Here is a 23,696-nt window from a genome sequence, read left to right as displayed (position 1 = left end):
CGCCGAGGATCCTCCTCAGGCGATTTCTTTTTTTTTATTATTAGTAAGCATATATTTACTTCGAGACTTGTCCAGCTCCAGCGCCTAGCCCCTCGAGACGCTTCGGTCCTGCCAATGAAGTCAAAGAACGACTTCACTGTCCGGACCTCCAGCGCATGTCGGGGCTGACCAAGGCGCTTGCGCTTTTCGTATTAAGACGACATCTTTACCTTTTTCTGGGTCGTTGTCCATTTACCTCGGCTCGGACTTTTCACTAAGTCGTTATAAGCCAGGACATTCAAATCCCTCTGGATGGTTCGAGGAGTAATTCCGAATTCCTCTACAAGATCTTGAGTTGTGACAGTACCATTCTGACATATATACATGTAGATGGATTTGATGCGGTTTATCATCCGGTTAGTCGAAGGTTTCAAACAACCACTCCCTATCCTTTTTTAAACCCCTTTGTCATATTCCTGCAACCGACTATTGATTGAAGACGAATCCCCAAGTATGTAGTTTTCTTCTTTCCAGACAGCTCCTTTTGAGTCCATTTTAAAAGGCAATCATAAGATGTCTTACCTTTTGGACTATTTTACACTTTAATAATGTAAAATTCCAGATTATTCACTGTTTTTTATAAAAAATTAATAATTAATTAGATAACTGCCTCCCTTCAAATCGTTTATATACTTAACGATATGGTCTTAAACAGGTTAAATATGACAGATGTTTGAAAATTAAGAATAAATCTGAAGTATGACGCTGTTTACGGATTGGGGTTAACAGGAGTAAAATAAAATTCAAGTTTTCAACATAACTTTTGAGGTACAATAATGACATTGCTTGCTTAAGTGTACACCTTAAGGGAAATACATATAGAACTAGATATGGAGGTTTGGAAAAATGACTTCAATCAATTGGACGAAGGAAGTAGAAAAAAGAGAAACAGATTTAATTAAGGATGCTCAGGACCTGCTTAAAATCAAGAGTGTCCTGGACGAGGAAAATGCCACACCTGAAGCACCGCTTGGCGAGGGTGTCAGAGAAGCATTGGATTTCATGCTTCAGCTGGGAGAAAAGGACGGCTTTACAGCTAAAAATGTCGGCAATCTGGCCGGTCACCTTGAATTCGGGCAAGGAGATGAAATCGTCGGAGTCCTCTGCCATGTTGATGTAGTGCCAGAAGGAGACGGCTGGACAAGTGATCCTTACGGTGCAGAAATCCGGGACGGAAAAATCTTTGCCCGCGGAGCGATTGACGACAAAGGGCCAACGATGGCAGCATATTATGCGATGAAAATCGTTAAAGAATTGGGTTTGCCCCTTAATAAGCGTGTCAGGATGATCATTGGTACAGATGAGGAAAGCGACTGGCGCTGTGTAGACCATTATTTTGAACATGAGGAAATGCCAGCGATGGGCTTTGCGCCGGATGCCGATTTTCCGATCATTTACGCTGAAAAAGGGATTGCCGATTATGACTTGGTATCAAAAGGAGACGGTCTTGCAAAGGAAGATTTTGATGCAGAGATAATCGAGTTTTCTTCCGGACGCCGCTATAATATGGTACCTGATTTTGCGAAGGTAGAACTGGCCGTTCAGCAAGGGCAAACAGATGTTGTCCAGCGCTTTGAGGAATTCAAAAGGAACAATGAATTGGATGGCAGAGCTGTCGTAGAAAGCGGCAAGTTAATCCTTGAGCTTGAAGGTATATCAGCACACGGCATGGAGCCTGACAATGGCAAGAACGCAGGTCTGCTCATGGCAAGCTTCCTGTCTGAATTGAATCTGGATGGAAGCAGTGAAAAGTTCTTTCAATTCGTCTCTAAGTACCTGGGCAAAGATTCACGCGGCCGAGAGCTGGGCATCGCTTTTGCGGATGACATTACCGGAGACTTGACGATCAATGTCGGCAAGCTATCTTACTCAAAGGCTAAGGGAGGCCGTGCTGGTTTAAACATGCGCTATCCAGTAACGACCGACCTTGAGAAGACAAAGGGAATTTTAAATCAAGTGTTAGAGGCTGAAGGGCTAACCATCGAGAAATTCTCAAATTCGAATCCGCATCATGTCGATGAGAAAGATTTCCTCGTACAGACCTTGAAAAAGGTATACGAAGAGCAGGTTGGTGAAAAAGCCGAACTTATTTCTATTGGCGGAGGAACCTATGCAAGGTCATTGAAATCTGGTGTGGCATTTGGACCGCTTTTCCCAGGAAGGCCTGACATTGCTCACCAGAAGGATGAATATATGATAATTGAGGACCTCCTGAGAGCAACAGCGATTTATGCGCAGGCAATTTATGAATTGGCAAAATAAAGGAAGAAATTAGGGAGGGAAAAGTGAATGGAATATGTAATTGTTAACGGCGAGATTCTTGACAGAGCGGTCGCCAAGGTAGACATCGAGGACAGAGGGTATCAATTTGGTGATGGTGTATATGAGGTGATCCGGGTTTATAACAGCAAAATGTTCACTGGAAAAGAGCATTTGAACAGGTTAGTAGAAAGTGCAGAAAAAATCAGGATGAAGCTTCCGTACGGCCCAGAGGAGCTTGAGTCAAAAATGGAAGAGCTGATATCAAAAAACGAATTGGACACTGGGATCGTGTATATGCAGTTCACAAGAGGAACTTCACCACGTAACCATATTTTCCCAGGAAAAGATGTGGCACCAACCTTCGTCGCTTATACACGCAAGGTTCCACGCCCTGTCGATCCAATGGAAAAAGGTGTTCGTACCATCCTTGATGAAGACATCCGATGGCTTCGCTGTGACATCAAAAGCCTGAATTTGCTTGGGAATCTGCTGTCGAAGCAAAAGGCAGCAGAGGCCGGCTGTTTTGAGGCCATTCTCCATCGGGGAGAAACAGTCACCGAGGGAAGCCACTCCAACATCTCAATCGTAAAAGACGGCGTGATCATCACGCATCAGGCAGACAATTTGATTCTCAATGGAATCACAAGACAAAAGGTTCTTGAGATTTGCAGAAATGAGAACATTGCTTTTGAGGAGCGGGCATATACGCTTGATGAGTTGTCCTCTGCCGACGAAGTCTTCTCATCTGGCACGACAGTCGAAGTCATGCCAATTGTTGAAGTTGATGGTAAGCCTGTTGGAAACGGAGAGCCAGGACCTGTTACAAAGAATCTGCAAAACCTTTTTAAAGCAGAAATTGAAAGCCAGTGCGGCACGCTTTAATACTCGACCTGCAGCTTTTATCAAAGCTGCAGGTTTTTTCGTTGTGAAGACACTTATTGTAGTCTGAAGGAGGCAGGTTCGGACAAAAAGGCGGGCAAAGTTGAGGAGCTGTCAGATTTGGACAAAGTAAGAAAAGTTGTGCAAGGTTTGGACAAAATGGAGCCTCGAGAAGGAAAAGTTGTCCCAAGGTATAACCAGGTTCGTACTTGCTTTGTTTTTTCTCGGCAGGGAATGGGTATCATAAAAATATTTAAATCATCCGTATACCTGCTTTTGTTCAATTGCAAACACAGTACAGCAGAGTACCGAACAGGGGGAACAGTAATGAAATTCACTTCTGAACAGCATATTGAATTGCATGGATTCAATAATCTTACGAAATCATTAAGTTTTAATATGTATGACATCTGTTATACGAAAACCAAAGAAGAGCGTGAAGCTTATCTTGATTATATTGATGAACAGTATAATGCTGACCGGCTGACTAAAATACTTACTCATGTTTCAGATATCATTGGGGCGCATGTCTTGAATGTGGCCAAGCAGGACTATGTGCCGCAGGGGGCCAGCGTGACCATCCTGGTCTCCGAAGGCCCGGTCGTCGAGGTGCCTGATGAAGCGTATGATGAGTCGCCGGGACCGCTGCCTGACAATGTCGTTTTGCAGCTAGATAAAAGCCATATCACCGTCCATACGTACCCGGAGTTCCATCCTGATGAAGGAATCAGTACGTTCCGTGCCGATATCGATGTCTCAACCTGCGGCGAGATTACACCTTTGAAAGCATTGAATTATCTGATCCATTCTTTCGAAACAGATGTCATGACGATGGATTATAAGGTCAGGGGCTTTACGAGGGATAAAGATGGCAACAAGCTGTTCATTGACCATGACATCAGTTCGATCCAAAACTATATCCCTGAAAATATCAAAAATCAATTTGATATGGTCGACGTCAATGTCTATCAGGAAAACCTCTTCCATACAAAATGCAAGCTAAGAGAATTCGATTTGGATAATTATCTTTTCGGGTATACAAAGGAATCACTTTCACCAGAAGAACGAGAAGAAATCACGGAAAGAATCCAGGCAGAAATGGAAGAAATCGTTTCCGGAGTAACGCTCCATTCGGGAACGATCTTTGAAGATGAAGACGAGGAAACAGAAGAATAACACGAATAAGGTGTGTGACTTCAAAGTCAAAGACTGCAGACGGCCCATGGTTTGTCTGCAGTCTTTTATAGTTTGAGAAAAGAATGGAGATGGCCAGAAAGGTACCTTTATGCGAGAGGAACCGACGTCATAAGGGTACGAAAGCGTCGGAACGGTACCCTTATGCAAAAGGAATCGGCATTATAAGGGTACGAAACCTCCAAAAAGGCACCAATCCCTTATATAATAAAAAAACTCGCCATCACATGGCGAGTCCTCTTAAAGTTTATTCCTCAAACCTGAATAAGTCACTGGATAGGTACCTTTCTCCTGTATCACAGGCAATACAGATGACGACTTCATCGGGATTTAGGTCCTTAGCGACATTGATGGCTGCAAAGCAGGCGGCTCCGGATGATGGACCGACAAGGATGCCTTCTTCTTTGGCCAGTCTTCGAGCTGTTTCATAGGCGTCCTCATCCTCGATTTTATGGATTTTTTCATAAACATCCTGATTGAGGATTTTAGGGATGAAACCTGGGCTTGTGCCGACCAGTTTGTGCTTGCCGGGCTTGCCGCCTGATAGCACTGGGGACCCAGCAGGTTCAACAACGTGTACTGCCAGTCCAGGGAATTCTTCTTTCAGGGCTTCGCCAGTTCCAGTGATCGTTCCGCCAGTTCCAGCGGTAGCGACGAACGCGCTGAGAGGCTTTTTCAGTTCTTCCATCGCCTCGACGATTTCTCTTGCTGTTGTTTGCCTGTGGGCGTCTGGATTCGCTCCATTTTCAAACTGCATTGGCATGAAGCTATCGGGAATTTCCTTTACCAACTCTTCCGCCTTTTTGATTGCTCCTGGCATTTTGTCGTCGCCTGGCGTTAACACGACTTCTGCTCCATATGCTTTTAACAAATTGATTCTCTCTTCGGTCATCGTGTCCGGCATGACCAGGATCGCTTTATAGCCTCTTGCCGCTGCATTCATTGCCAGGCCGATGCCTGTGTTGCCGCTTGTGGGCTCAATGATTGTAGAACCGGGCTTCAGCTTTCCTTCATTTTCAGCTGAAACAATCATGTTGAATGCAGCCCTGTCTTTTACGCTTTTGCTAGGATTGAAGTTTTCAAGCTTGAGGTAAACCGATGCTCCACCCTCGGGTGCCAACTTATTCAATTTTACAAGCGGCGTTTCGCCAATTAATGACGCGATATTATTAACGACTCTCATATGATAGCCTCCTTTATCGTGATGGACTGCTTTAGTATTCCAATTAAGTGAATAATTGATGATAATCAACTGAAAAATAATTATAGCTTCTTTTTATCATATAAAAAAAGACTATTCCTATCAACTTGTATGGATTAGAAATGTTTATAAGGAAATTCTGCCAATATTACATGCCATTTGCTACAATAAATTCAAGTGGACAAGAAAGGGTGTATTTGATTGCATACGCATTATTTCTATGCTCTCGAACTTCCTGGGGAGACAAAAGGAATACTGGAGGAAACAATCCACAGCATGAAGGAAAAAATGCCTTTTAAAACCTGGGTTCATCCACAGGATTTACACATTACGCTTGCTTTCCTCGGAAATGCACCTGAAGCAATGATAAAGGCAGCGAATGAAGTGCTTGATTTGAATAATACACCAGCTTTTAAACTGGAGATCAATCATTTAGGCACCTTCGGACGAAAGGATTCTCCAAGGATTTTTTGGGCAGGTCTTGAAAAATCCACCGAATTAAATCAAATAAGAGAAATGGTTTTTTCTGCATGCAGTGCCGCTGGTTTTACCCTTGAAACACGCCCATTCAGCCCACATATCACCATGGCAAGGAAGTGGGCAGGCGAGGAAGCCTTTAAAGCTGACCAGCTGGATGCAGTCAACCCTTTTAAGAAAGAACTAACTTTTCAAGCTGAGAGGGTCGTTTTGTACAAGACTCATTTGGGGAAAAGTCCAAAATATGAACCAATTACACTATTCCCGCTTGCTTCCCGTTCTTGATGCGATGGGAAGCCGGATTAAAGGCAGGTCGAATAATGGCACAATTAATCAAGCTCCAGGACTACGTATCACGATATGCCCAGGACATTTACCTTTATCCTTCAAGATATGTCCGTCTGAAGAAAAAACAATGGGAGGGCATAAGGGAGAAATGGGAAAACAGTCCTGAACAAACTATTGGAAATCACTTTGATATCCATCAGGAGGAGGAGCCAAATAATTTCCTTCATAAGCTCAAAAGCATGGTGCGCCAGCCAGAGCCTATGAAGGAGGAGAGCTTCCGGGAAGATCAGGATCAGCTGATGGATGACGGTATGTTGAATTCAATCAGCAACTTACAGTCAATTGAGGAATTAAAACAGCATTTCCTCGACGGATTGCTTCCATTCCAGCTGAAATGGGCCAGCTCGACATTGACGGAAAGGTCATTCATTGCAAAAGAATTCGTCAGCGATCCGACCCTGAAATTTTTACTGCAGCGATTTCCTGATACCTTTCTCATTTTATATAAGCCTATATTTTTATTAAAAAAAGCGCCGGTCGAGGCAGAGCTGATCATCATCACTCCAGCTGCAGCCATGTGCATTGCGTTCATCGAAGCCGAAGAGAATGCTGCTTATGTCGGGTCCAAGGACCGCTTCTGGATCAAGAAAACGAGGAATAAGGAAAAAAAAATCCTGAATCCGCTGATTGCACTAAACCGGACAGAGAAAATCGTCAAGACTCTTTTCGATATGTACGGTGTTGAGCTTCCGGTGCAAAAGCTGCTGATCAGCAGGAATGGGTTCATCGACTATCCACTGCCGCCTTATGGCGTACAATTCATTGAAAAACGAAACTTCGAGGACTGGTTCATGGCCCTAAGAGGCATGAAATCTCCATTGAAGCATATGCAATTAAAAGCAGCACAGGTTCTTTTGCAATATGGCCAGACAACATCAGTCAGAAGGCTTGAGTGGGAAAACAATTCGAAGAGCGAACAATAAAAAGACCTATTAATTAGATAAAGGTTGATCGTATGGAGAAGATCTATTTTATCGTCAATCCCAATGCGAAAAATGGGAGCTGCCGGGAGATTTGGAGAAACATAGAGATAGAGCTGGAGGACCTGGACATTCCGTATCTTGCTTTTTTTACTGAATACCCGGGACATGCGCAGGAGCTGGCAGAGTCTTTAGCCCGAAAAACTGACGGCACACCCGCAGTAATTGCGGCAGTCGGAGGGGACGGAACATTGCATGAAGTGGTGAACGGAGCGGCGTCCTATTCGAACATTACTGTCGGGTTCATCCCAGGCGGTTCAGGGAATGATTTTTCAAGAGGCTTTGAAATACCGAAAAAGTCAGTACATGCCTTCAATTTGATCGTTGATAAAAGTAATGGCCACACCTTGGAAATCGATATCGGAAAAATTCAGCATAATGAATTACAGGAAACCTATTTCATGAATAATATGGGAGTAGGCTTTGATGCTGCTGTCGCAAAGGATTCAAATGACTCCCGGATGAAAGGTCTCCTGAACCGTTTTTCATTAGGAAGGCTGGTCTATGTTTATATCCTTGTTAAAAAACTGCTCACTTTCAGGACGATTCCAGTTGAAGTGACGGTTGATGGCAAAGTGTATAAATATAGCAAAGCCTGGTTTGTCACCGTTTCGAACCAGCCATACTACGGAGGGGGCATGAAGATCGCTCCAGCTGCTCTCCCGGATGACGGGATTCTCGACGTAACGGTCGTGCATCAGATCTCGAGATTGAAGCTGTTAATGGTTTTCATCAGTGTCTTCTGGGGAAAGCATACAAAATTCCGGGAGGTCGAGCAGTTTACCGGTAAATCGATCACCATTGAATCCACTGCCAAAGTTTTAGCTCATGCAGATGGTGAAACAATCGGACATACACCGCTGAAAATCCAGGCATGTCCAAAAGCCTTGAAAATTCTATCTGGAAAAAGCATTCCAGGGCATACCGAGGAGTTGAAAATGAATGATTGCCATTGAAAGGGAATTTAACGCCTATCTTGATCAAGTGGATGTTATTACCGTATTGCTTCCTTATTCATATTTTGAAGGAACCTCCAATGAGTTCCGCCTAAAAGGAGAAGGCGTTGATTTGCCATTGGCAATCCAGGAGAAGGTATTGCTGGAGGATGCAGTAAAATACATTTGCTTATGCAGTATCAGGCCTGAGTTAGGTAAAACTTATGTGATTTTAGATGAGCATGGCGGACAAACGGATCTGCAAATCGGAGCAGTCATCCGAACGGAGGAATTTGATTCATTATTTTTTTACGGCGGGGATGACCTTGGTGTCAGCCATACAGCTGAAAGGACCATTTTCAAGCTATGGGCTCCGACCGCTACAAAAGTAAAGCTGAGGCTTTTCAAGGAAGATGACGAGACCCCTGAGCTTTTTGATATGAACCGGGCCGATAAGGGCGTATGGCATATTGAGGTAGACCGGAACCTGGAGCTTTACAAGTACTCGTTCATGGTCTGTATCAACCTTGAATGGAGAGAAGCTGTTGACCCATATGCAACTGCTTTAACTGTCAATGGTGAATATGGCGTGGTCATCGACACGGAAAATGCCAAGGCAGCCCATATTGACGTCGCGAAATTAATCCAGCCAGTTGACGCCATCATCTATGAAGTCCATATCAGGGACCTGACGATGCATCCGCACAGTGGAGCTATCAGGAAAGGGACATACCTGGGTGCAGCGGAAGCAGACACAAAAAGTGCTAACGGAATGGAGACTGGACTTTCTTACATTAAAAACCTGGGAGTCACGCATATAGAACTGCTGCCTTTTCACGATTTTGAGGGAGTAGACGAACTGGACCGCGCCAGGGACTATAACTGGGGATATAACCCGGTTCATTATAATGTACCAGATGGGAGCTATGCGTCTGACCCCGAAGATCCCTATAACAGGATCACCGAGCTGAAACAGTTGATTAATGCCATACATTTCCAGGGGGTGGGCGTCATTATGGACGTGGTCTATAATCACGTCTACATCCGCGAGGAGTCACCTTTTGAAAAAATCGTTCCCGGCTATTATTTCCGCCACGATGCACACGGCCTTCCTTCAAATGGGACCGGAGTGGGGAACGATATTGCCTCCGAAAGGCTGATGGCGAGAAAATACATTGTTGATTCTGTTATGTATTGGCTGAATGAATATCATGTTGACGGCTTCCGCTTTGATTTAATGGGCATTTTGGATACGGATACAATGACAGCTGTCAGGAATGCGGTAAATACCGTGAGTCCCGATATATTGATCATAGGGGAAGGCTGGGACCTGAATACTCCGCTCCCGCCTGATCGGAAAGCCAATATTTCGAATCAGTCAAAACTGCCTGGAATAGGCCAGTTCAATGATTGGTTCCGGGATTCCATTAAAGGCAGTACCTTTAATATTTATGATAAAGGCTACGCTTTAGGCAATGATCGCTATCTGGAAGCAGCCAAACAGGTGATGGCTGGTAGCGTAGGCATCGGAAAGCGGAAACATGGCCTGTTTTTGCAGCCGGGACAATCCGTGAATTACATTGAATCGCATGATAACCATACATTGTGGGATAAGCTGAAAATAAGTGATCCTGACCAGGATGAAGCTATTTTAAAAAAGCAGCACAGACTGGCGACTTCGATGGTCTTGCTGGCACAGGGGATTCCATTTTTGCACAGCGGCCAGGAATTTTTCAGGTCGAAAAAAGGGATTGGCAACAGCTACCGGTCTCCTGATGAAATAAACTGGCTCGATTGGGACCTGCGTGATGCAAACATGGATAATGTCGAATACATCAAAGGAATTATCGACATTCGCAGATCGAACGAAGTTTTCCGTCTTCCGGACAATGAACAGATCCGCAGGCGGATGGGGTTCTTACAATTGCCAGTTCCGTTGATTGGCTATGCGCTGACGGAAATAGAAGATAGAGGACATTGGGAAAAAATAATTGTGTTCATTAACCCAACAATGGATCAGCATCTTGTGGAACTTACGGAAGATACAAAATGGAGTGTCCTCGCCGACCATGAAAAGGCTTCAGCACAGCCATTTCGCCATATAGATGGAGATAAAGTCCTGCTGGAGCCATGTTCGTTGTTTGTTCTGGCAAAATAGTGAGACTCACTAATACTCCGCAGTCGAGTGCCCTCTCCTGCTAATAAAAGAGCTTTTGCTTTTCTTTTGATAACTTTTTCACAATATTAATTTAAGATCCATGGGGTTGACGTACTCAGCCTCTAGGGGATAAAATTTATAGGATAGCTATTGTGTGTGGATTTTTCTATCAATAGCTGTCTTTTTATTTCCGATAATAAGTACAACAGTGAATTTTGATTTTATAGAATCCATTTCCGGTTTTTTAGCATAAGGGAAATAGTGATAAATGAAGGTGACTAACTTTGGAACATTTATTTGGACAGGATTGGGAGATCGTTCCTGCAGGCGGTGCAACCGGTGCCGCTTATTTTGCGCAGCATGAAGAACAAAGGCTGTTTCTTAAACGTAATTCATCCCCTTTTCTTGCTGTTCTCTCCGCAGAAGGAATTGTACCCAAGCTTGTTTGGACGAAAAGGTTAGAAAACGGAGATGTTATTACGGCACAGCAATGGATGAATGGACGAGAGCTGAAGCCCGGGGATATGAACAATGACTGTGTGGCCAAGCTGTTGAAGAAAATCCATGCGTCAGAACCGCTTCTTGGGATGCTTACCAGGCTGGGAAAAAGCCCGCTGAAACCCGAGATGTTCCTTCATGCCCTGAATGAGGAATTGGATGAGGAGCTTCGTACGAAGCAGGCTGTCATAGATTCGTTTAAGTTTTTAACTGCAAACGTTGGCCATATCGATGTTGACGAAAAGGTTGTCTGCCATTGTGATGTAAATCATAACAACTGGCTGCTTACCGAAGACAACCAGTTGTATTTAATCGACTGGGATGGCGCAATGATCGCCGACCCTGCCATCGACCTTGGACTTCTCTTGTATTCCTATATTCCAGTTGAGGAATGGGAGGACTGGCTGAATAAATACGGCATCATCCTGACCGAAAGTCTTAAGCAACGGATGAAATGGTACGCACTTGCTCAGTCACTGTCAGCGATTCAATGGCATAAAAGCCAGAATCGCATTCCAGAAATGGAAAAATGGATTGATTTTTTAAAGGCACTTATTTAATTTCTCTCATGAGAATTGTCCGATGTCATCCACCCATTGGGTTAACTGTCCCCGATTTGTCTGGATATGCTGTTCCAGGTCAGAGGCATTGACACCGTTCTGGCTATACTGATAAACATCCTGCAGAATCGATTTGATGTTGCCGTCAACATTCGTGTTGACCATCAACGATTTGATCAGGCGTTCCAATTGCTGATACTCAGCAACCGAACCGCAGCAGTCAGTCTGCTGGTTGCTTAATATATCTTTTAATAAATTTACCTGGTCATGGTGGCTTAAAGGCACAATGATCACCCTTTCTTTTAAAAGGAATTCACCTATAGATTGTGGATTCCTTTTTGTGTTTATGCAGCCGCGACAAATTTCACCTTGAAAACATATGGGTTGCATGATATTGTTTGAAACGAATGAAAATAGTACAGAGGTGTCAATATGAGACTAAGAAACAAGCCTTGGGCTAAAGATAAATTACTTGAGTATTCGAATTTTGTGATACATGAACCTGAACAGCACCGTGGAAACTGGGGAAAAGTGTTTGAGAAGGATCAACCCCTCCACATTGAGATTGGTACAGGAAAAGGCCAGTTCATCACGGGTATGGCAAAAGCCAATCCGGACATTAACTATATTGGCATTGAATTGCAGGAGAGCGTCATCGTCAGCGCGCTGGACAAGCTGATTGAAGAGGATTTGCCAAACTGCAAGCTGATGAACGTGAATGGAGCAGAGCTTAGCAAGTACTTTGAAAGCGGCGACGTGAGCCGAGTCTATTTGAATTTCTCCGATCCATGGCCAAAAACACGCCATGAAAAGAGAAGATTGACATTCAAGTCATTCCTTGAAGTATACGAATCCATCCTGGTGAAAAATGGTGAAATTCACTTCAAGACAGACAACCAGGGTTTGTTTGAATACTCCCTTGTCAGCTTTTCGCATTATGGCATGAAGCTTAATTATGTAAGCCTCGATCTTCACAACAGTGAGTACGAGGGCAACATCATGACTGAATACGAAGAGAAATTCTCCTCCCGGGGCAGCCGCATTTACCGTTGTGAGGTACAATTTATTTCTGAATAATAAAGACGGACAAACCGGCGATTTTGCATCGGCCGGTTTTTTTATTTGGTAAAAAAGCTCGTTATTTTCCAGTTCGCTAATAAATATGTGAAAATCGCCAATAAAAATAAAATATCGCCAATAAAATTGTGAACTCCGCCAATAAAATAGAATTCCTATTGAATGGAGCTAAAAATATGATCATATCTCAGTCACCGAAATAAAAAAAGAGCAGAATTATTTAAAAATTTAAAATCCGAGTGTTACAATCAAGTAAAAAAGGGGGATGTGTGCGATGGAAAAGCTTGAGCTTCGGAACGTAAAACTGGAGTGGCTGAACGGCGGGGTCACTCATCTTGATGGCGGGGCAATGTTCGGAGTCGTCCCGAAACCATTATGGTCGCGAAAATATGCTGTGAATGAAAAAAATCAGATTGAGCTGCGAACAGATCCGATTTTGATCCAGGCAGTGGGAAAGAATTTCCTTGTTGAAAGCGGCATGGGTAATGGAAAACTGAACGAGAAGCAAAAACGCAATTTTGGAGTTCTAGAGGAATCAAGCCTGATGTTAGAGCTGGAAAAGCGGGGCTTGAAGCCTGAAAATGTCGATTACGTATTGATGACTCATATGCATTTTGACCATGCCTGCGGGTTGACGAAGGATTCAGGCGGGGAACTTGTCTCAGTTTTCCCGAACGCGAAAATCATCACTTCCCAGGTCGAATGGGATGAAATGCGCAATCCGAATATCAGGTCCAAGAGTACATACTGGAAAGAGAACTGGCAAGGAATTGAGCAGCAGGTTGAGACATTTGAGGCGGAATGGTCATTTGGTCCGATTAAAATGATCCACACCGGCGGCCATAGTGACGGACATTCAATCCTCATCATTGAGGATGAAGATGTGACTGTTGTGCATATGGCTGATATCATGCCTACTCACGCTCATCAAAACCCTCTATGGGTAATGGCATACGACGATTTTCCAATGGATTCGATTTTCGCCAAGCAGAAATGGCTTGAATTTGGGATCAGCAAGGACGCCTGGTTCACTTTTTATCATGATGCAGTCTATCGTGCAGTAAAATTTGATCAGGATGGTAAAATAACTCAGACAATTGAGAGAAAAAAATAGACCTGCGCTAAGCAGGTCTTCATTTCAATAGATATTAATCCAGCGGGTATGCATCGAGAATTGCACCTGTTGCTGCGTCGGCGATGAATTCATATTGTTCCACCCTGCCGTCGACATTGCGGGAAATACCACCTTTATATACCTGGTAATCAACAGGTGGTTTTGAATATGGTTCAGCCGTCATATTGATCCATGAGCCGCTGATTGGCCCTGATTTCTTAAATGCTGCCTTCGCATGATTCAGTACTTTATCAGCTGATACGGTTTCTTTTTGTGACGCAAGTTCCTTTACGGCATACGCACCGGCCAGTCCGGCGCCAACGCCAATGAAAAAGGCTTTCCAGTTCATAGTCAAGGACCTCCAAGGTTATATATGGAATTTCAAGTTACCTTCATCATAACAAATCAAACATACGGAGCAAAGAAATAATGCCCGCAAAAAACACGTATGGGACGATTTAGACTGGCAAGCATAATGAATGTTCTGTAAAATGGAATGTATAAATACATAATCTTTAGTAAATCTAAATTTATCGTGAGAAGGAGAAGTTATATGAACGAGCAAACATTGAGTCTGTTTAAGACATTGACAGAACTTCCTGGAGCACCAGGCAACGAGCATGCAGTCCGCAAATTCATGCGCGAGCAATTGGAGCAGTATTCGGATGAACTGATCCAGGATAAACTGGGCAGTGTTTTCGGCGTTAAAAAAGGTGATACGAACGGCCCGAAAATCATGGTTGCCGGACATATGGATGAAGTTGGATTCATGGTCACATCGATCACGAAAAACGGGATGATCCGATTCCAGACCCTTGGCGGCTGGTGGAGCCAGGTACTGCTAGCACAGCGCGTCCAGATCATCACGAAAAATGGACCGGTAACAGGCGTAATTGGCTCGATTCCTCCTCATCTGCTGGATGAGTCGAAGCGCAACAAGCCGATGGAAATCAAGAACATGCTGATTGATATCGGTGCAGACGATAAAGAAGATGCCATCAACATCGGCATCAAACCAGGTCAGCAAATCGTACCGATCTGTCCGTTCACTCCAATGGCAAACGACAAGAAGATTCTTGCTAAAGCTTGGGATAATCGCTATGGCTGCGGCCTGGCTATTGAGCTGTTAAAGGAAACAAAGGACATTCAGCTGCCGAACACGCTTTACTCAGGTGCTACGGTCCAGGAAGAGGTCGGCTTAAGAGGCGCGCAGACTGCTGCGAACATGATCGACCCGGACATCTTCTTCGCATTGGATGCAAGCCCGGCTAATGATATGTCAGGTGATAAGAATGAGTTCGGCCAGCTTGGCAAGGGAACTCTGTTAAGAATCCTTGACCGCTCAATGGTCACGCACAGAGGCATGAGAGAGTTCATCCTTGATATGGCTGAAACTCATGATATTCCTTACCAGTACTTCGTGTCCCAGGGCGGAACGGATGCAGGAAGAGTGCATACTTCCAATCAGGGGATTCCGAGTGCCGTAATCGGCATCTGCTCACGCTACATCCATACCGCAGCATCTATGATCCATGTCGATGACTATGCGGCTGCAAAAGAACTTCTAGTCAAGCTTGTAAAAGCAGCAGATAAAACAACTGTGGAAACAATCAAGAATAATAGCTAATAAAAAGGAAATGAAGGGGGCAGGTAAAAACTGCTCCTTTTTCATGCAAGAAAGGTGGCATAAATTATGCGAGTTGCTATTGGTTCAAAGAATCCGGCTAAAATAAACGCGGTTAAGGGCGCGTTCATGGAGGGTCCATACAAAATCGTTTCTGTTGATGCTGAATCAGGTGTGAGCGAGCAGCCGATGTCTGACGAGGAAACCATCAAAGGGGCAGTCAACAGGGCCATACAGGCGGCCGAAAGAACTGAAGCTGATATCGGGATTGGACTGGAAGGCGGCGTCCAGCAGACTCCATTTGGACTGATGCTATGCAACTGGGGGGCTTTGGCTGTAAAAGGAATGGAGCCAATCATTGCCGGCGGCGCAAGGATTCCGCTTCCCGAAGAGATTGCCGGGCAGTTATTGAAGGGTGCTGAACTAGGCCCAGTGATGGACGAATATGCAAAAAAACAAAACGTCCGCAAAAACGAAGGAGCAGTCGGGATTTTCACGAATGGACAAATCAACAGAAGTGAAATGTTCACACATGTCATGAAACTGCTTGCCGGACAATATGAATATCAAATAGGGCAAGATAAAAAGACAGTCTAAAAGGCTGTTTTTTTCTTTACTCCTTCTTTCAATTCATTCAGACTCTTGGGAAAAAGCATATATCCATATTGGTGTCCTGAAAAGCTGATTAGGTCAAATATATAAAATTCATTTGGTGAAGATTGTTGCCAGAGAGAGATCCTAATAAAAGGAAGAAGAAACCCCTAATAACTTCCGGGCTAGCAACTAAAGGTTTATTCCGCAATCGCCTGTAAACTAATATTTCTCGACAAATTTCTGAAAAATACCATAAATTTCACCAAAAAGTGTAAACGAAGCCTTGTCACCCATCATTTAAGAAAGGTATGATAGAAAAGAAGTGGATAAGTCCTTAGCAAGGGGGAAGAAAGTATGATAAAGTTCAGAAGGGCATTTGGGCTTGTTGTAGCAGGGGTATTTCTGCTGAGCGCCTGTTCTGCCTCATTTTCCGAACAAAAGGCTGACATAAAAGAGGAAGTAGCGGCCACCTTCGAAAGCCAACCTGAAAAAACAAACAATAGTACAAAAGACATAGATTATTATTTGCCGACCAGTGTCAAGGTAGATAAAGAAACACCTAATAATGTACTGCTCAAAGATGGAGAAAAAACATATATCCTTTTTTACAACCAGCATGAACTTGAAGATAGTAAAGTCGTCTATGATTCTACTGTGAAGCAGCAGAAGGAATGGGATGCTAATGAGACCTTCAGTAAGGATGGGAAATTTGGCTATTTACTTGTTAAAAAGCTGAAAGAAAACCATTATCAGCTGATTGTCGGGATTGGCGGCGTCAAATTGACTACCGAAACTGAGAACGTAAAAGAAGACGCAGAAGCGATGATGCAAATTGCCAACTCGGTTAAAATGAACTGACGCCATTCAATTTGATGGCGTTTTTTTTTAATTGGGCACTTCCGGAATTGTTGCTTTTCGTACCGATCCTGCACCCTCATTTTGTGAAAGCAACAATGTTTGCGAAAAGAGCCTGTATTTAGAGTGCAGATTAATGCAGCCAGCGGATTGTCTGGCTCCAGCTTTTGCCAAAAAAGCTTAAATCAGATTAGTTTCTTTTTTAAACATGCATGGGTAAAATAAGGGAAGTACAATGAGATTTTTCCGGGAGGATATGTTATGAAAAACTTGGAATCAATGGAACAGTTTGAAGCGTTGAAAAACGATGGCAAGCATATATTTTTATTTACAGCGGGCTGGTGCCCGGATTGCCGTGTAATCGAGCCAGTGTTGCCTGAAATTGAAAGCAAATACAGCGATTACGAATTTGTTTCGGTCGATCGTGATGATTTTATCGATCTTTGCATCCAGCTGGATGTTTTCGGCATTCCTAGCTTCGTCGCTTTTGAAAATGGCAAAGAGCTTGGCCGTTTTGTCAGCAAGAACAGAAAGACACAGACTGAAATCGAAAATTTCATTGAAGGTCTTGCTTAAATCTTTCCCTCCATCTTTTGAGGTGGAGGGAAATTTCATGTAAAATGAGTTGCAGAAACTCCTGAAGAAATGGAGGGTAGTACTATGGATAGCAGAAAAATGCGTAAAGAGCTGGAGAATCGTCTTCAACATCCCGATCGGACTTTTTCCTATGACAGGGAAAAGGATCAGTTGAGAATTGAAAATAAAACGACTGGACGCGGCATCACCATTGCCTTGCCTGGGATTGTCGCCAAGTGGCAGGATCAGAAGGAAAAAGCGATTGATGAGGTGGTCTATTATGTAACGGAAGGCCTCAATGCCATGGAAAGCCAGCTCGAACTGTCAGGAAAGGAAAAGAATATTTTTCCTGTCATCCGTTCGACGTCCTTCCCATCTGAAGCCGAGGAAGGGGTTCCCTTTCTTTATGATGATCATACCGCCGAAACAAGGATCTATTATGCTTTGGATTTAGGCACAACATACAGGCTGATTGATTCGAAGCTTTTGAAAAAAGAAGGATGGTCAGCGGGTCAGGTCCGCGAGACCGCTTTGTTCAATGTCCGTTCCCTCTCCGTAAAAATAAAAGAGGATCGTGTGGCCGAGAACACCTTTTATTTCCTCAATACGAATGACGGTTATGATGCGAGCAGGATTTTGAATACGAGCTTTTTGAATGAAATGAAGAAAAGGATGAAGGGAACCATGACTGTGGCGGTTCCCCATCAAGATGTCTTGATTATCGCCGATGTGGAAAATAACACAGGCTATGATATTTTGGCCCAGATGACAATGAGCTTTTTTGCGAGTGGAAGAGTGCCAATCACTGCTCTGAGTTTCCTGTATGAAGATGGAGAACTTGAACCAATCTTTATTTTAGGAAAAACAAAAAAGGACTAGTAAGGAAAGAAGCGAAAGCCCGGAATTATCGGGCTTTTTTCCATTGTCTAGTTCCAGCGCCTAGCCAGTTTTCATCCCTGAGAGTGTTTCCTCGAGTATCTTGCGAGAAGCGTTAGCTTTGAGCAGCTCGAGTCGCTTGTCTAGCTGCGGCTCCTAACTCCTCGAGACGTTTGTCTAGTGTCGCCTCCTAGAAACTCCGAAACTTCAACTCCGCCGGAAGGGTCGGAGTCTCCAGTTTCTGCGTTTCTGGACAGTCGGCTATACTTTCCGGTTTCAGTCCGCCCAATGAAGTCAAAGAACGACTTCACCGGTCGGCCCTCCGAGGCACACGTTGTGCTAGACCCGCCAGCCACAGGATAAGAAATACTTCGAAGCGATGCATCGCACGACCGAAAGCGTTAGCTTTTGGGAGGACGTGGCGTTATAGGCGGGCAGCGCTTGTCGGGGCTGACCAAGGTGCTTGCACTTTCCTTTATGTACATCCGGTGCCATGTTTTGTAAATAACTGAGCCTAAAGTTGATTGTTCCAGAAGATTTCTTCTCGTAAAAAATGCTCATTCTTTCAATTTATCTCGAAAAATATGGATTTACTGTTAAAATAATAATGAAATGCGAAAGAAAGAGTGATTTAAATTGAGTTGGATTAAAAAGATTTTTACCAAGTTCCAAAACGATAACGATGATGAATTTACTGGTATGGATCAGGATCAGCCTGTCTCAAAGCCATTAAAAAGTGAGAAGAGTGAAAAAAGGGATATAGAAGCAAAAGTATTATATCAATATCCAAAAGGTCAGTTTCGTTTCCCGCTGATCCCGGATGAGAACCCAGCCCCTGAAAAAACAAAGCCGAGAAAGGGGCGGCAGGAAAGGGCCAGCCAAATTGATGAAATAAAGCCTTTCATTAAAGAGCACGGTTCGTTGAGGATGAATGAACGTCAATCTGAAAGTGATTCTTTTCACGATCCGCACCAGGATTCCGTCGTGGATGCTCGAAGCACTTTCAGACGTGAACCTAAGAGGAAACCAAATGAAGCATCCAGGCCAAAAAAACCCGAGGAACCTGCAACGAAGTTCCATTATGAAACACGGAAGGACAGCGGACCTAAATTCCGGCAGCCATTCAGGCCAACAGAAATACCGTCACCGATTTATGCGTTTAACAGGCCTCCTAGTAAAAGGCAGACCCAAACAAATCTTGAGGATGTTGAATTTGAACTGACTGGTTTTGAGAGGAGTCAAGCGGGCCTGGTTGAACAATCCAGTCAAACCGATACAAACAGGATGCCGCAAGCACCTGCTGTAGAGGCATTTCCTGATTCAACAAAAGTTCATAATGAGGAACTGACACAAGAAATATACATAGAAGATGATCTTGCTGAAACCCAGGATTTTGAGGTCACTGAAATCGAGGAACGAGTAGAACAGTGGGACCTGGAATCTGAGGCAATTGATATCATTCTCGATAATGAGCCTGAGTTTAGTCATGCAGATCCACAAATTGAAACGCTGACTGAGGCCGGAAATGAGCTTGTGGTCAAAGAGCCACAAGCATTACGCTATGAACCTGATCAGGAAAAGATAGAATTGATTGATTCGAACCAAGTACCGGAAGAGATAGAAGTGATTGATTCCCACCTTGACCTGACAGAGACCGTCTATCAAGAAAGTCATGTAGAATCAGCAGAGGCCGGTTCTCAGCAAAGCCAGGAAGAAACAAAAGAGACCAGTCTTGTGCCTATTCCTGAAGTATCAGGACAGACCGGCTTACAACATAGTCTAGGAGATTCGGAAGAAACTGACTCCCTACAAAGCCAGGAAGAATCTGAAACCGGATATCAACAAAGCGTGGAAGAGTCAGAAACAATCGGATATCAACAGATCGAGGAAGAGTCAGAAACAATCGGCTATCAGCAAAGCGAGAAAGAGTCAGAAACAATCGGCTATCAGCAAAGCGAGAAAGAGTCAGAAACAATCGGCTATCAGCAAAGCGAGGAAGAGTCAGAAACAACAGACTATCAACCGAAAGCTGAAGATAATTATGGCCAGCCTGTCACTGTTCATAGTGAACAAATCACGGAGACTGTAGATACTAATGAGGAATCAGATGCTGAACCGAGTCATGATGCTGAACCAAAAATAGAGAATAAGCCTTCAGAACACAAAAGGCAGCTTCCATTTAATGTTCTTATGCTTAAGCAGGACAAGAGGAAGTGGGAAGCGCGCAACACGTCTAAATATCCCTCTTTTATGACTGAAGAAAGAAAGACTGGTGGTTCGGAAAAGTCCGAGTCGAAGGAAATTCATACCGATTTTGAAGGATCCTCGTCTGCTCAGAAAAACAAAGCGGCCGAAGAAGAGCTGTCCACGGATCGCCTTCCAGATGTTCATCCAGTACAGGAGAAGGAGCAATCAGCTGGCGAGCATGAAATTTTAACAGTTGTTGAGACTCAAAAACAGCAAGAAGCATTAACTATTATAGCTGGTTCTGAAGAGGATGGAACAAAGGCGGTCACTTTATCAGGAGTTAATCTTGAAGAAGCTCCATCGACATTAAGTGAAGAAAAGTCACAAGCCGAGCCCGCTGCAGCATATTCCTCTTCTATACAAGTGAACGGCCAGTCCGAGCGAGGGGGAATCGGATCACCTGAACATGAATCCACCCTGCAGCACGATGTCCATCCAGCAGCGGTATACGATTTCCCGCCGCTGGAATTGTTGAGCCCTCCTGTGTTCAAAGCACCTGATCCTGAATGGCTTTCAGAACAGGAACAAATGCTCAACGATACCCTGAGGAATTTTAATGTAGGTGCGAGAGTAGTCAATGTGACACAGGGGCCATCTGTTACCCGTTTTGAGGTACAGCCAGAACCTGGTGTTAAAGTCAATAAAATTACCAATCTATCAGATGACATAAAACTAAGCCTTGCGGCGAAGGATATTCGAATCGAGGCTCCAATACCAGGAAAGCACACAATCGGCATTGAAGTGCCGAACCACTCGAGCAGGCCCGTATTATTAAGTGAAATTTTACAGTCAGCAGGTTTTATGGATCTTGAATCACCATTATCGGTGGCTCTGGGTCTTGATATCGCCGGAAATCCAATTGTGACTGATCTGAAAAAGATGCCTCACGGATTGATTGCTGGTGCCACTGGATCGGGGAAGAGTGTCTGCATCAATACGATGCTGGTGAGCCTGCTTTATAAAGCACATCCAGATGAGGTGAAGCTGCTGCTGATTGACCCGAAAATGGTTGAATTGGCACCTTATAACCGCATTCCGCACCTTGTCAGCCCGGTCATCACAGATGTAAAGGCAGCGACAGCCTCGCTCAAGTGGGCAGTAGAGGAAATGGAGCGCCGATATGAGTTGTTCGCTCATACTGGTGTCCGGGATATTGGAAGGTTCAATGAGCTTGCCGAGAAACACCGCAGGTTTTCTGAAAAGCTACCATATATCGTCATTGTGATCGATGAGCTGGCAGATCTGATGATGATGGCACCGGGGGATGTTGAGGAGGCTATTTGCCGGATTGCGCAAAAGGCCCGTGCCTGCGGAATCCATTTGATAATCGCGACGCAGCGTCCTTCTGTGGATGTTATTACAGGCTTGATTAAAGCAAATGTTCCTACAAGAATTGCCTTCTCTGTTTCCTCGCAAGTGGATTCCAGGACAATCATTGATATCAGTGGAGCGGAGAAGCTGCTGGGCCGCGGGGATATGCTGTTCCTGGAAAATGGATCATCAAAGCCATTCCGTCTGCAGGGAACCTACGTGACAGACAATGAGATTGATGACATCGTTGCATTTGTCAGGGAGCAGAGGAATCCACAATATTTGTTTGAACAGGAGGAACTTCTCAAGAAGGCTCAGGTGACGGAAGACGAAGACGAGCTTTTCTATGAAGCCTGTGAATTTGTCATCGATCAGGGCGGCGCTTCCACATCAAGCGTCCAGCGCCGTTTTAAAATCGGCTATAACCGTGCGGCCCGACTTATTGAAATGATGGAGCAGCATGGGTTCATTTCTGAGGGAAAGGGCAGCAAGCCAAGGGATGTCCTGATTACTGCCGCTGACCTTGAGGCCTTCCAGGAAACTAGTGCATTCAATTAATAAGTGGTATTCTTTATCTGCATGTAATTATAATAAGGATAAATGCCTATAGACGTTGGGTTGTTATTGAAGGAGCTTTTTGGATGAAAGAAATAGAATTGAAAATGCAGGGGAAAATCCGCCGCCTGACCAATCATACATTTAAATTTGATGAAAGGATCCGGGACGGCTGGTTTTCAGCTGTGTATTTCCTTAAGACTCGGGAGCTCGTAAAGAAATACCAAGAAGACAATATCATCACCATGCAGTTTTTCCAGAAGGACGAAGCTGTTTTGTGTGGTACGGATGAAGTGATCGCCCTGGTAAAAACATTTGCGGACCACCCTGAGGAACTGGAGATCCATTCACTTAAGGATGGGGATAAAATCTCTCCGTTTGAAACGGTCTTGACCATTACAGGTCCTTACCAGAGTTTTGGTTATCTTGAGGGAATTATCGATGGCATCCTGGCGAGAAGAACTTCTGTCTCGACGAATGTTTACAATGTTGTGAAGGCAGCGAGTTATTCAGGTAAGCAAAAGCCGGTCATTTTCATGGGAGACCGTGATGACCATTATACAACACAGGCTGGTGATGGTTATGCTGCCTATATTGGAGGCGCCACGGCCCAGGCCACCCATGCGATGAATGAATGGTGGGGAAAGCATGGTATTGGAACGATGCCGCATGCATTGATCCAAATGTTCAACGGAGATATCGTCGCAGCAACCCGGGCTTACCACGAAACCTTTCCGAATGATGATTTGATCGCTCTTGTTGATTATAATAATGATGCGATTACTGACTCTTTGAAGGTCGCAAGAGAATTTGGGGAAAAGCTGAAGGGTGTCAGGGTAGATACTTCCCGAACACTAATCGACCAGTACTTCCTGCGCAATCAGCACTTGCTGGGAACATTCGACCCACGCGGAGTGAACGCTGAATTGATTTTCGCATTAAGAAAAGCACTTGATGATGAAGGCTTTGACCATGTTAAAATTGTTGTCAGCGGAGGCTTCAGCGAAAAAAGGATACTGGAGTTTGAAAAGCATGATGTGCCCGTCGATATGTATGGCGTAGGCGGCAGCCTGTTAAAATTGCAAATAGGTTTTACTGGCGACAATGTCATGTTGAATGGAAAGCATCAGGCAAAGTCAGGCAGAAGGTTCAGGCCGAATCCCCGTCTTGAAAGAGTCGAATTTTAACAAGTTTGAAAGCAACTAACTAAGGGAATATGTACTTTTATTCATGATGGCATTTTTAACAGAGAGAATCATTGGGCAGGCACTGCCTTTTGGATATGGGTTTTGGCGAAAAAGCCAATCCTCTTGGAAGCGGTCCTAATGAAACTGTG

22 protein-coding genes are annotated in these 23,696 nt (G+C 44.2%); 17 read left to right on the top strand and 5 right to left on the bottom strand.

Features of this window, described 5'->3' with window-relative positions; all coding sequences use genetic code 11:
* Positions 1-191: 191 nt before the first annotated feature.
* Positions 192-413 (bottom strand): DeoR family transcriptional regulator, encoded by a 222-nt coding sequence (locus J7E35_RS14225; protein WP_023626930.1) that lies wholly within the window; start codon positions 411-413, stop codon positions 192-194.
* A 472-nt stretch (positions 414-885) separates the two neighbouring features.
* Here J7E35_RS14225 and pepV point away from each other — a divergent pair, with 472 nt between their 5' ends.
* The 3 genes from pepV (at position 886) to speD (ending at position 4,356) form a co-directional block, all read left to right on the top strand.
* Positions 886-2,301 (top strand): dipeptidase PepV, encoded by a 1,416-nt coding sequence (pepV, locus tag J7E35_RS14220; protein ID WP_214780802.1) that lies wholly within the window; start codon positions 886-888, stop codon positions 2,299-2,301.
* A gap of 27 nt (positions 2,302-2,328) precedes the next feature.
* Entirely contained in the window at positions 2,329-3,183 is an 855-nt protein-coding gene (gene dat, locus J7E35_RS14215) for a D-amino-acid transaminase (protein ID WP_214780800.1), read from the top strand.
* A gap of 324 nt (positions 3,184-3,507) precedes the next feature.
* A complete protein-coding gene (speD, locus tag J7E35_RS14210) occupies positions 3,508-4,356 on the top strand; it encodes an adenosylmethionine decarboxylase (RefSeq protein ID WP_214780798.1) in 849 nt (282 codons plus the stop codon).
* A 265-nt stretch (positions 4,357-4,621) separates the two neighbouring features.
* On the opposite strand, the gene cysK is transcribed toward speD, so the two are convergent.
* A complete protein-coding gene (gene cysK, locus J7E35_RS14205) occupies positions 4,622-5,557 on the bottom strand; it encodes a cysteine synthase A (RefSeq protein ID WP_214780796.1) in 936 nt (311 codons plus the stop codon).
* A 219-nt stretch (positions 5,558-5,776) separates the two neighbouring features.
* On the opposite strand from cysK, the gene thpR reads away from it, so the two are divergent.
* The 5 genes from thpR to J7E35_RS14180 all read left to right on the top strand — a co-directional run bounded on the left by thpR (position 5,777) and on the right by J7E35_RS14180 (position 11,531).
* The gene (gene thpR / locus J7E35_RS14200; protein ID WP_214780794.1) at positions 5,777-6,337 is read left to right on the top strand and encodes an RNA 2',3'-cyclic phosphodiesterase; all 561 of its coding nucleotides are present in this window, start codon (positions 5,777-5,779) and stop codon (positions 6,335-6,337) included.
* 35 nt (positions 6,338-6,372) lie between these two features.
* Complete coding sequence (locus J7E35_RS14195) at positions 6,373-7,323, top strand: NERD domain-containing protein (protein WP_214780792.1); 951 nt, start codon at positions 6,373-6,375, stop codon at positions 7,321-7,323.
* A gap of 32 nt (positions 7,324-7,355) precedes the next feature.
* On the top strand, positions 7,356-8,336 hold the full coding sequence (locus J7E35_RS14190; protein ID WP_214780789.1) for a diacylglycerol/lipid kinase family protein: 981 nt from the start codon (positions 7,356-7,358) through the stop codon (positions 8,334-8,336).
* The gene (gene pulA / locus J7E35_RS14185) at positions 8,323-10,473 is read left to right on the top strand and encodes a type I pullulanase (RefSeq protein WP_214780787.1); all 2,151 of its coding nucleotides are present in this window, start codon (positions 8,323-8,325) and stop codon (positions 10,471-10,473) included. Before J7E35_RS14190 ends, pulA begins: the two co-directional genes overlap by 14 nt.
* Before the next feature lie 284 nt (positions 10,474-10,757).
* A complete protein-coding gene (locus J7E35_RS14180) occupies positions 10,758-11,531 on the top strand; it encodes a phosphotransferase family protein (RefSeq protein WP_214780785.1) in 774 nt (257 codons plus the stop codon).
* Positions 11,532-11,537: 6 nt separating this feature from the next.
* On the opposite strand, the gene J7E35_RS14175 is transcribed toward J7E35_RS14180, so the two are convergent.
* Entirely contained in the window at positions 11,538-11,816 is a 279-nt protein-coding gene (locus tag J7E35_RS14175) for a YtzH-like family protein (RefSeq protein WP_192472506.1), read from the bottom strand.
* Positions 11,817-11,963: 147 nt separating this feature from the next.
* Here J7E35_RS14175 and trmB point away from each other — a divergent pair, with 147 nt between their 5' ends.
* Entirely contained in the window at positions 11,964-12,608 is a 645-nt protein-coding gene (gene trmB, locus J7E35_RS14170) for a tRNA (guanosine(46)-N7)-methyltransferase TrmB (protein ID WP_214780783.1), read from the top strand.
* 274 nt (positions 12,609-12,882) lie between these two features.
* On the top strand, positions 12,883-13,722 hold the full coding sequence (locus J7E35_RS14165) for a YtnP family quorum-quenching lactonase (protein WP_214780781.1): 840 nt from the start codon (positions 12,883-12,885) through the stop codon (positions 13,720-13,722).
* A gap of 34 nt (positions 13,723-13,756) precedes the next feature.
* On the opposite strand, the gene J7E35_RS14160 is transcribed toward J7E35_RS14165, so the two are convergent.
* Complete coding sequence (locus J7E35_RS14160; protein WP_214780779.1) at positions 13,757-14,071, bottom strand: PepSY domain-containing protein; 315 nt, start codon at positions 14,069-14,071, stop codon at positions 13,757-13,759.
* A gap of 204 nt (positions 14,072-14,275) precedes the next feature.
* Here J7E35_RS14160 and J7E35_RS14155 point away from each other — a divergent pair, with 204 nt between their 5' ends.
* The 5 genes from J7E35_RS14155 to J7E35_RS14135 all read left to right on the top strand — a co-directional run bounded on the left by J7E35_RS14155 (position 14,276) and on the right by J7E35_RS14135 (position 18,250).
* Positions 14,276-15,349 (top strand): M42 family metallopeptidase, encoded by a 1,074-nt coding sequence (locus J7E35_RS14155; protein ID WP_214780777.1) that lies wholly within the window; start codon positions 14,276-14,278, stop codon positions 15,347-15,349.
* A 66-nt stretch (positions 15,350-15,415) separates the two neighbouring features.
* Positions 15,416-15,943, top strand: coding sequence for a DUF84 family protein (locus tag J7E35_RS14150; protein WP_214780776.1), 528 nt, complete (start codon positions 15,416-15,418; stop codon positions 15,941-15,943).
* A gap of 351 nt (positions 15,944-16,294) precedes the next feature.
* Positions 16,295-16,798, top strand: coding sequence for a hypothetical protein (locus J7E35_RS14145; protein WP_214780775.1), 504 nt, complete (start codon positions 16,295-16,297; stop codon positions 16,796-16,798).
* 258 nt (positions 16,799-17,056) lie between these two features.
* Positions 17,057-17,371, top strand: coding sequence for a thioredoxin family protein (locus J7E35_RS14140; RefSeq protein ID WP_214780774.1), 315 nt, complete (start codon positions 17,057-17,059; stop codon positions 17,369-17,371).
* Positions 17,372-17,455: 84 nt separating this feature from the next.
* Positions 17,456-18,250 (top strand): DUF1444 domain-containing protein, encoded by a 795-nt coding sequence (locus J7E35_RS14135; protein WP_214780773.1) that lies wholly within the window; start codon positions 17,456-17,458, stop codon positions 18,248-18,250.
* A 140-nt stretch (positions 18,251-18,390) separates the two neighbouring features.
* Here the strand turns inward: J7E35_RS14135 and J7E35_RS14130 are convergent, their stop codons facing one another.
* Positions 18,391-18,558 carry a hypothetical protein gene (locus tag J7E35_RS14130; RefSeq protein ID WP_214780772.1) on the bottom strand — a complete coding sequence of 56 codons (168 nt, stop codon included), beginning with the start codon at positions 18,556-18,558 and terminating at the stop codon, positions 18,391-18,393.
* Between the two features lie 325 nt (positions 18,559-18,883).
* On the opposite strand from J7E35_RS14130, the gene J7E35_RS23300 reads away from it, so the two are divergent.
* Both J7E35_RS23300 and J7E35_RS14120 read left to right on the top strand, forming a co-directional pair.
* Positions 18,884-22,363, top strand: coding sequence for a DNA translocase FtsK (locus tag J7E35_RS23300; RefSeq protein WP_251040993.1), 3,480 nt, complete (start codon positions 18,884-18,886; stop codon positions 22,361-22,363).
* Between the two features lie 83 nt (positions 22,364-22,446).
* Positions 22,447-23,547 carry a nicotinate phosphoribosyltransferase gene (locus J7E35_RS14120; RefSeq protein ID WP_214780770.1) on the top strand — a complete coding sequence of 367 codons (1,101 nt, stop codon included), beginning with the start codon at positions 22,447-22,449 and terminating at the stop codon, positions 23,545-23,547.
* The last annotated feature ends 149 nt before the right edge of the window (positions 23,548-23,696 follow it).

Origin of the sequence: Bacillus sp. ISL-45, from assembly GCF_018613195.1 — a bacterium.
Taxonomy (GTDB): domain Bacteria; phylum Bacillota; class Bacilli; order Bacillales; family Cytobacillaceae; genus Mesobacillus.
This window is presented reverse-complemented; position numbering and strand designations above follow the sequence as displayed.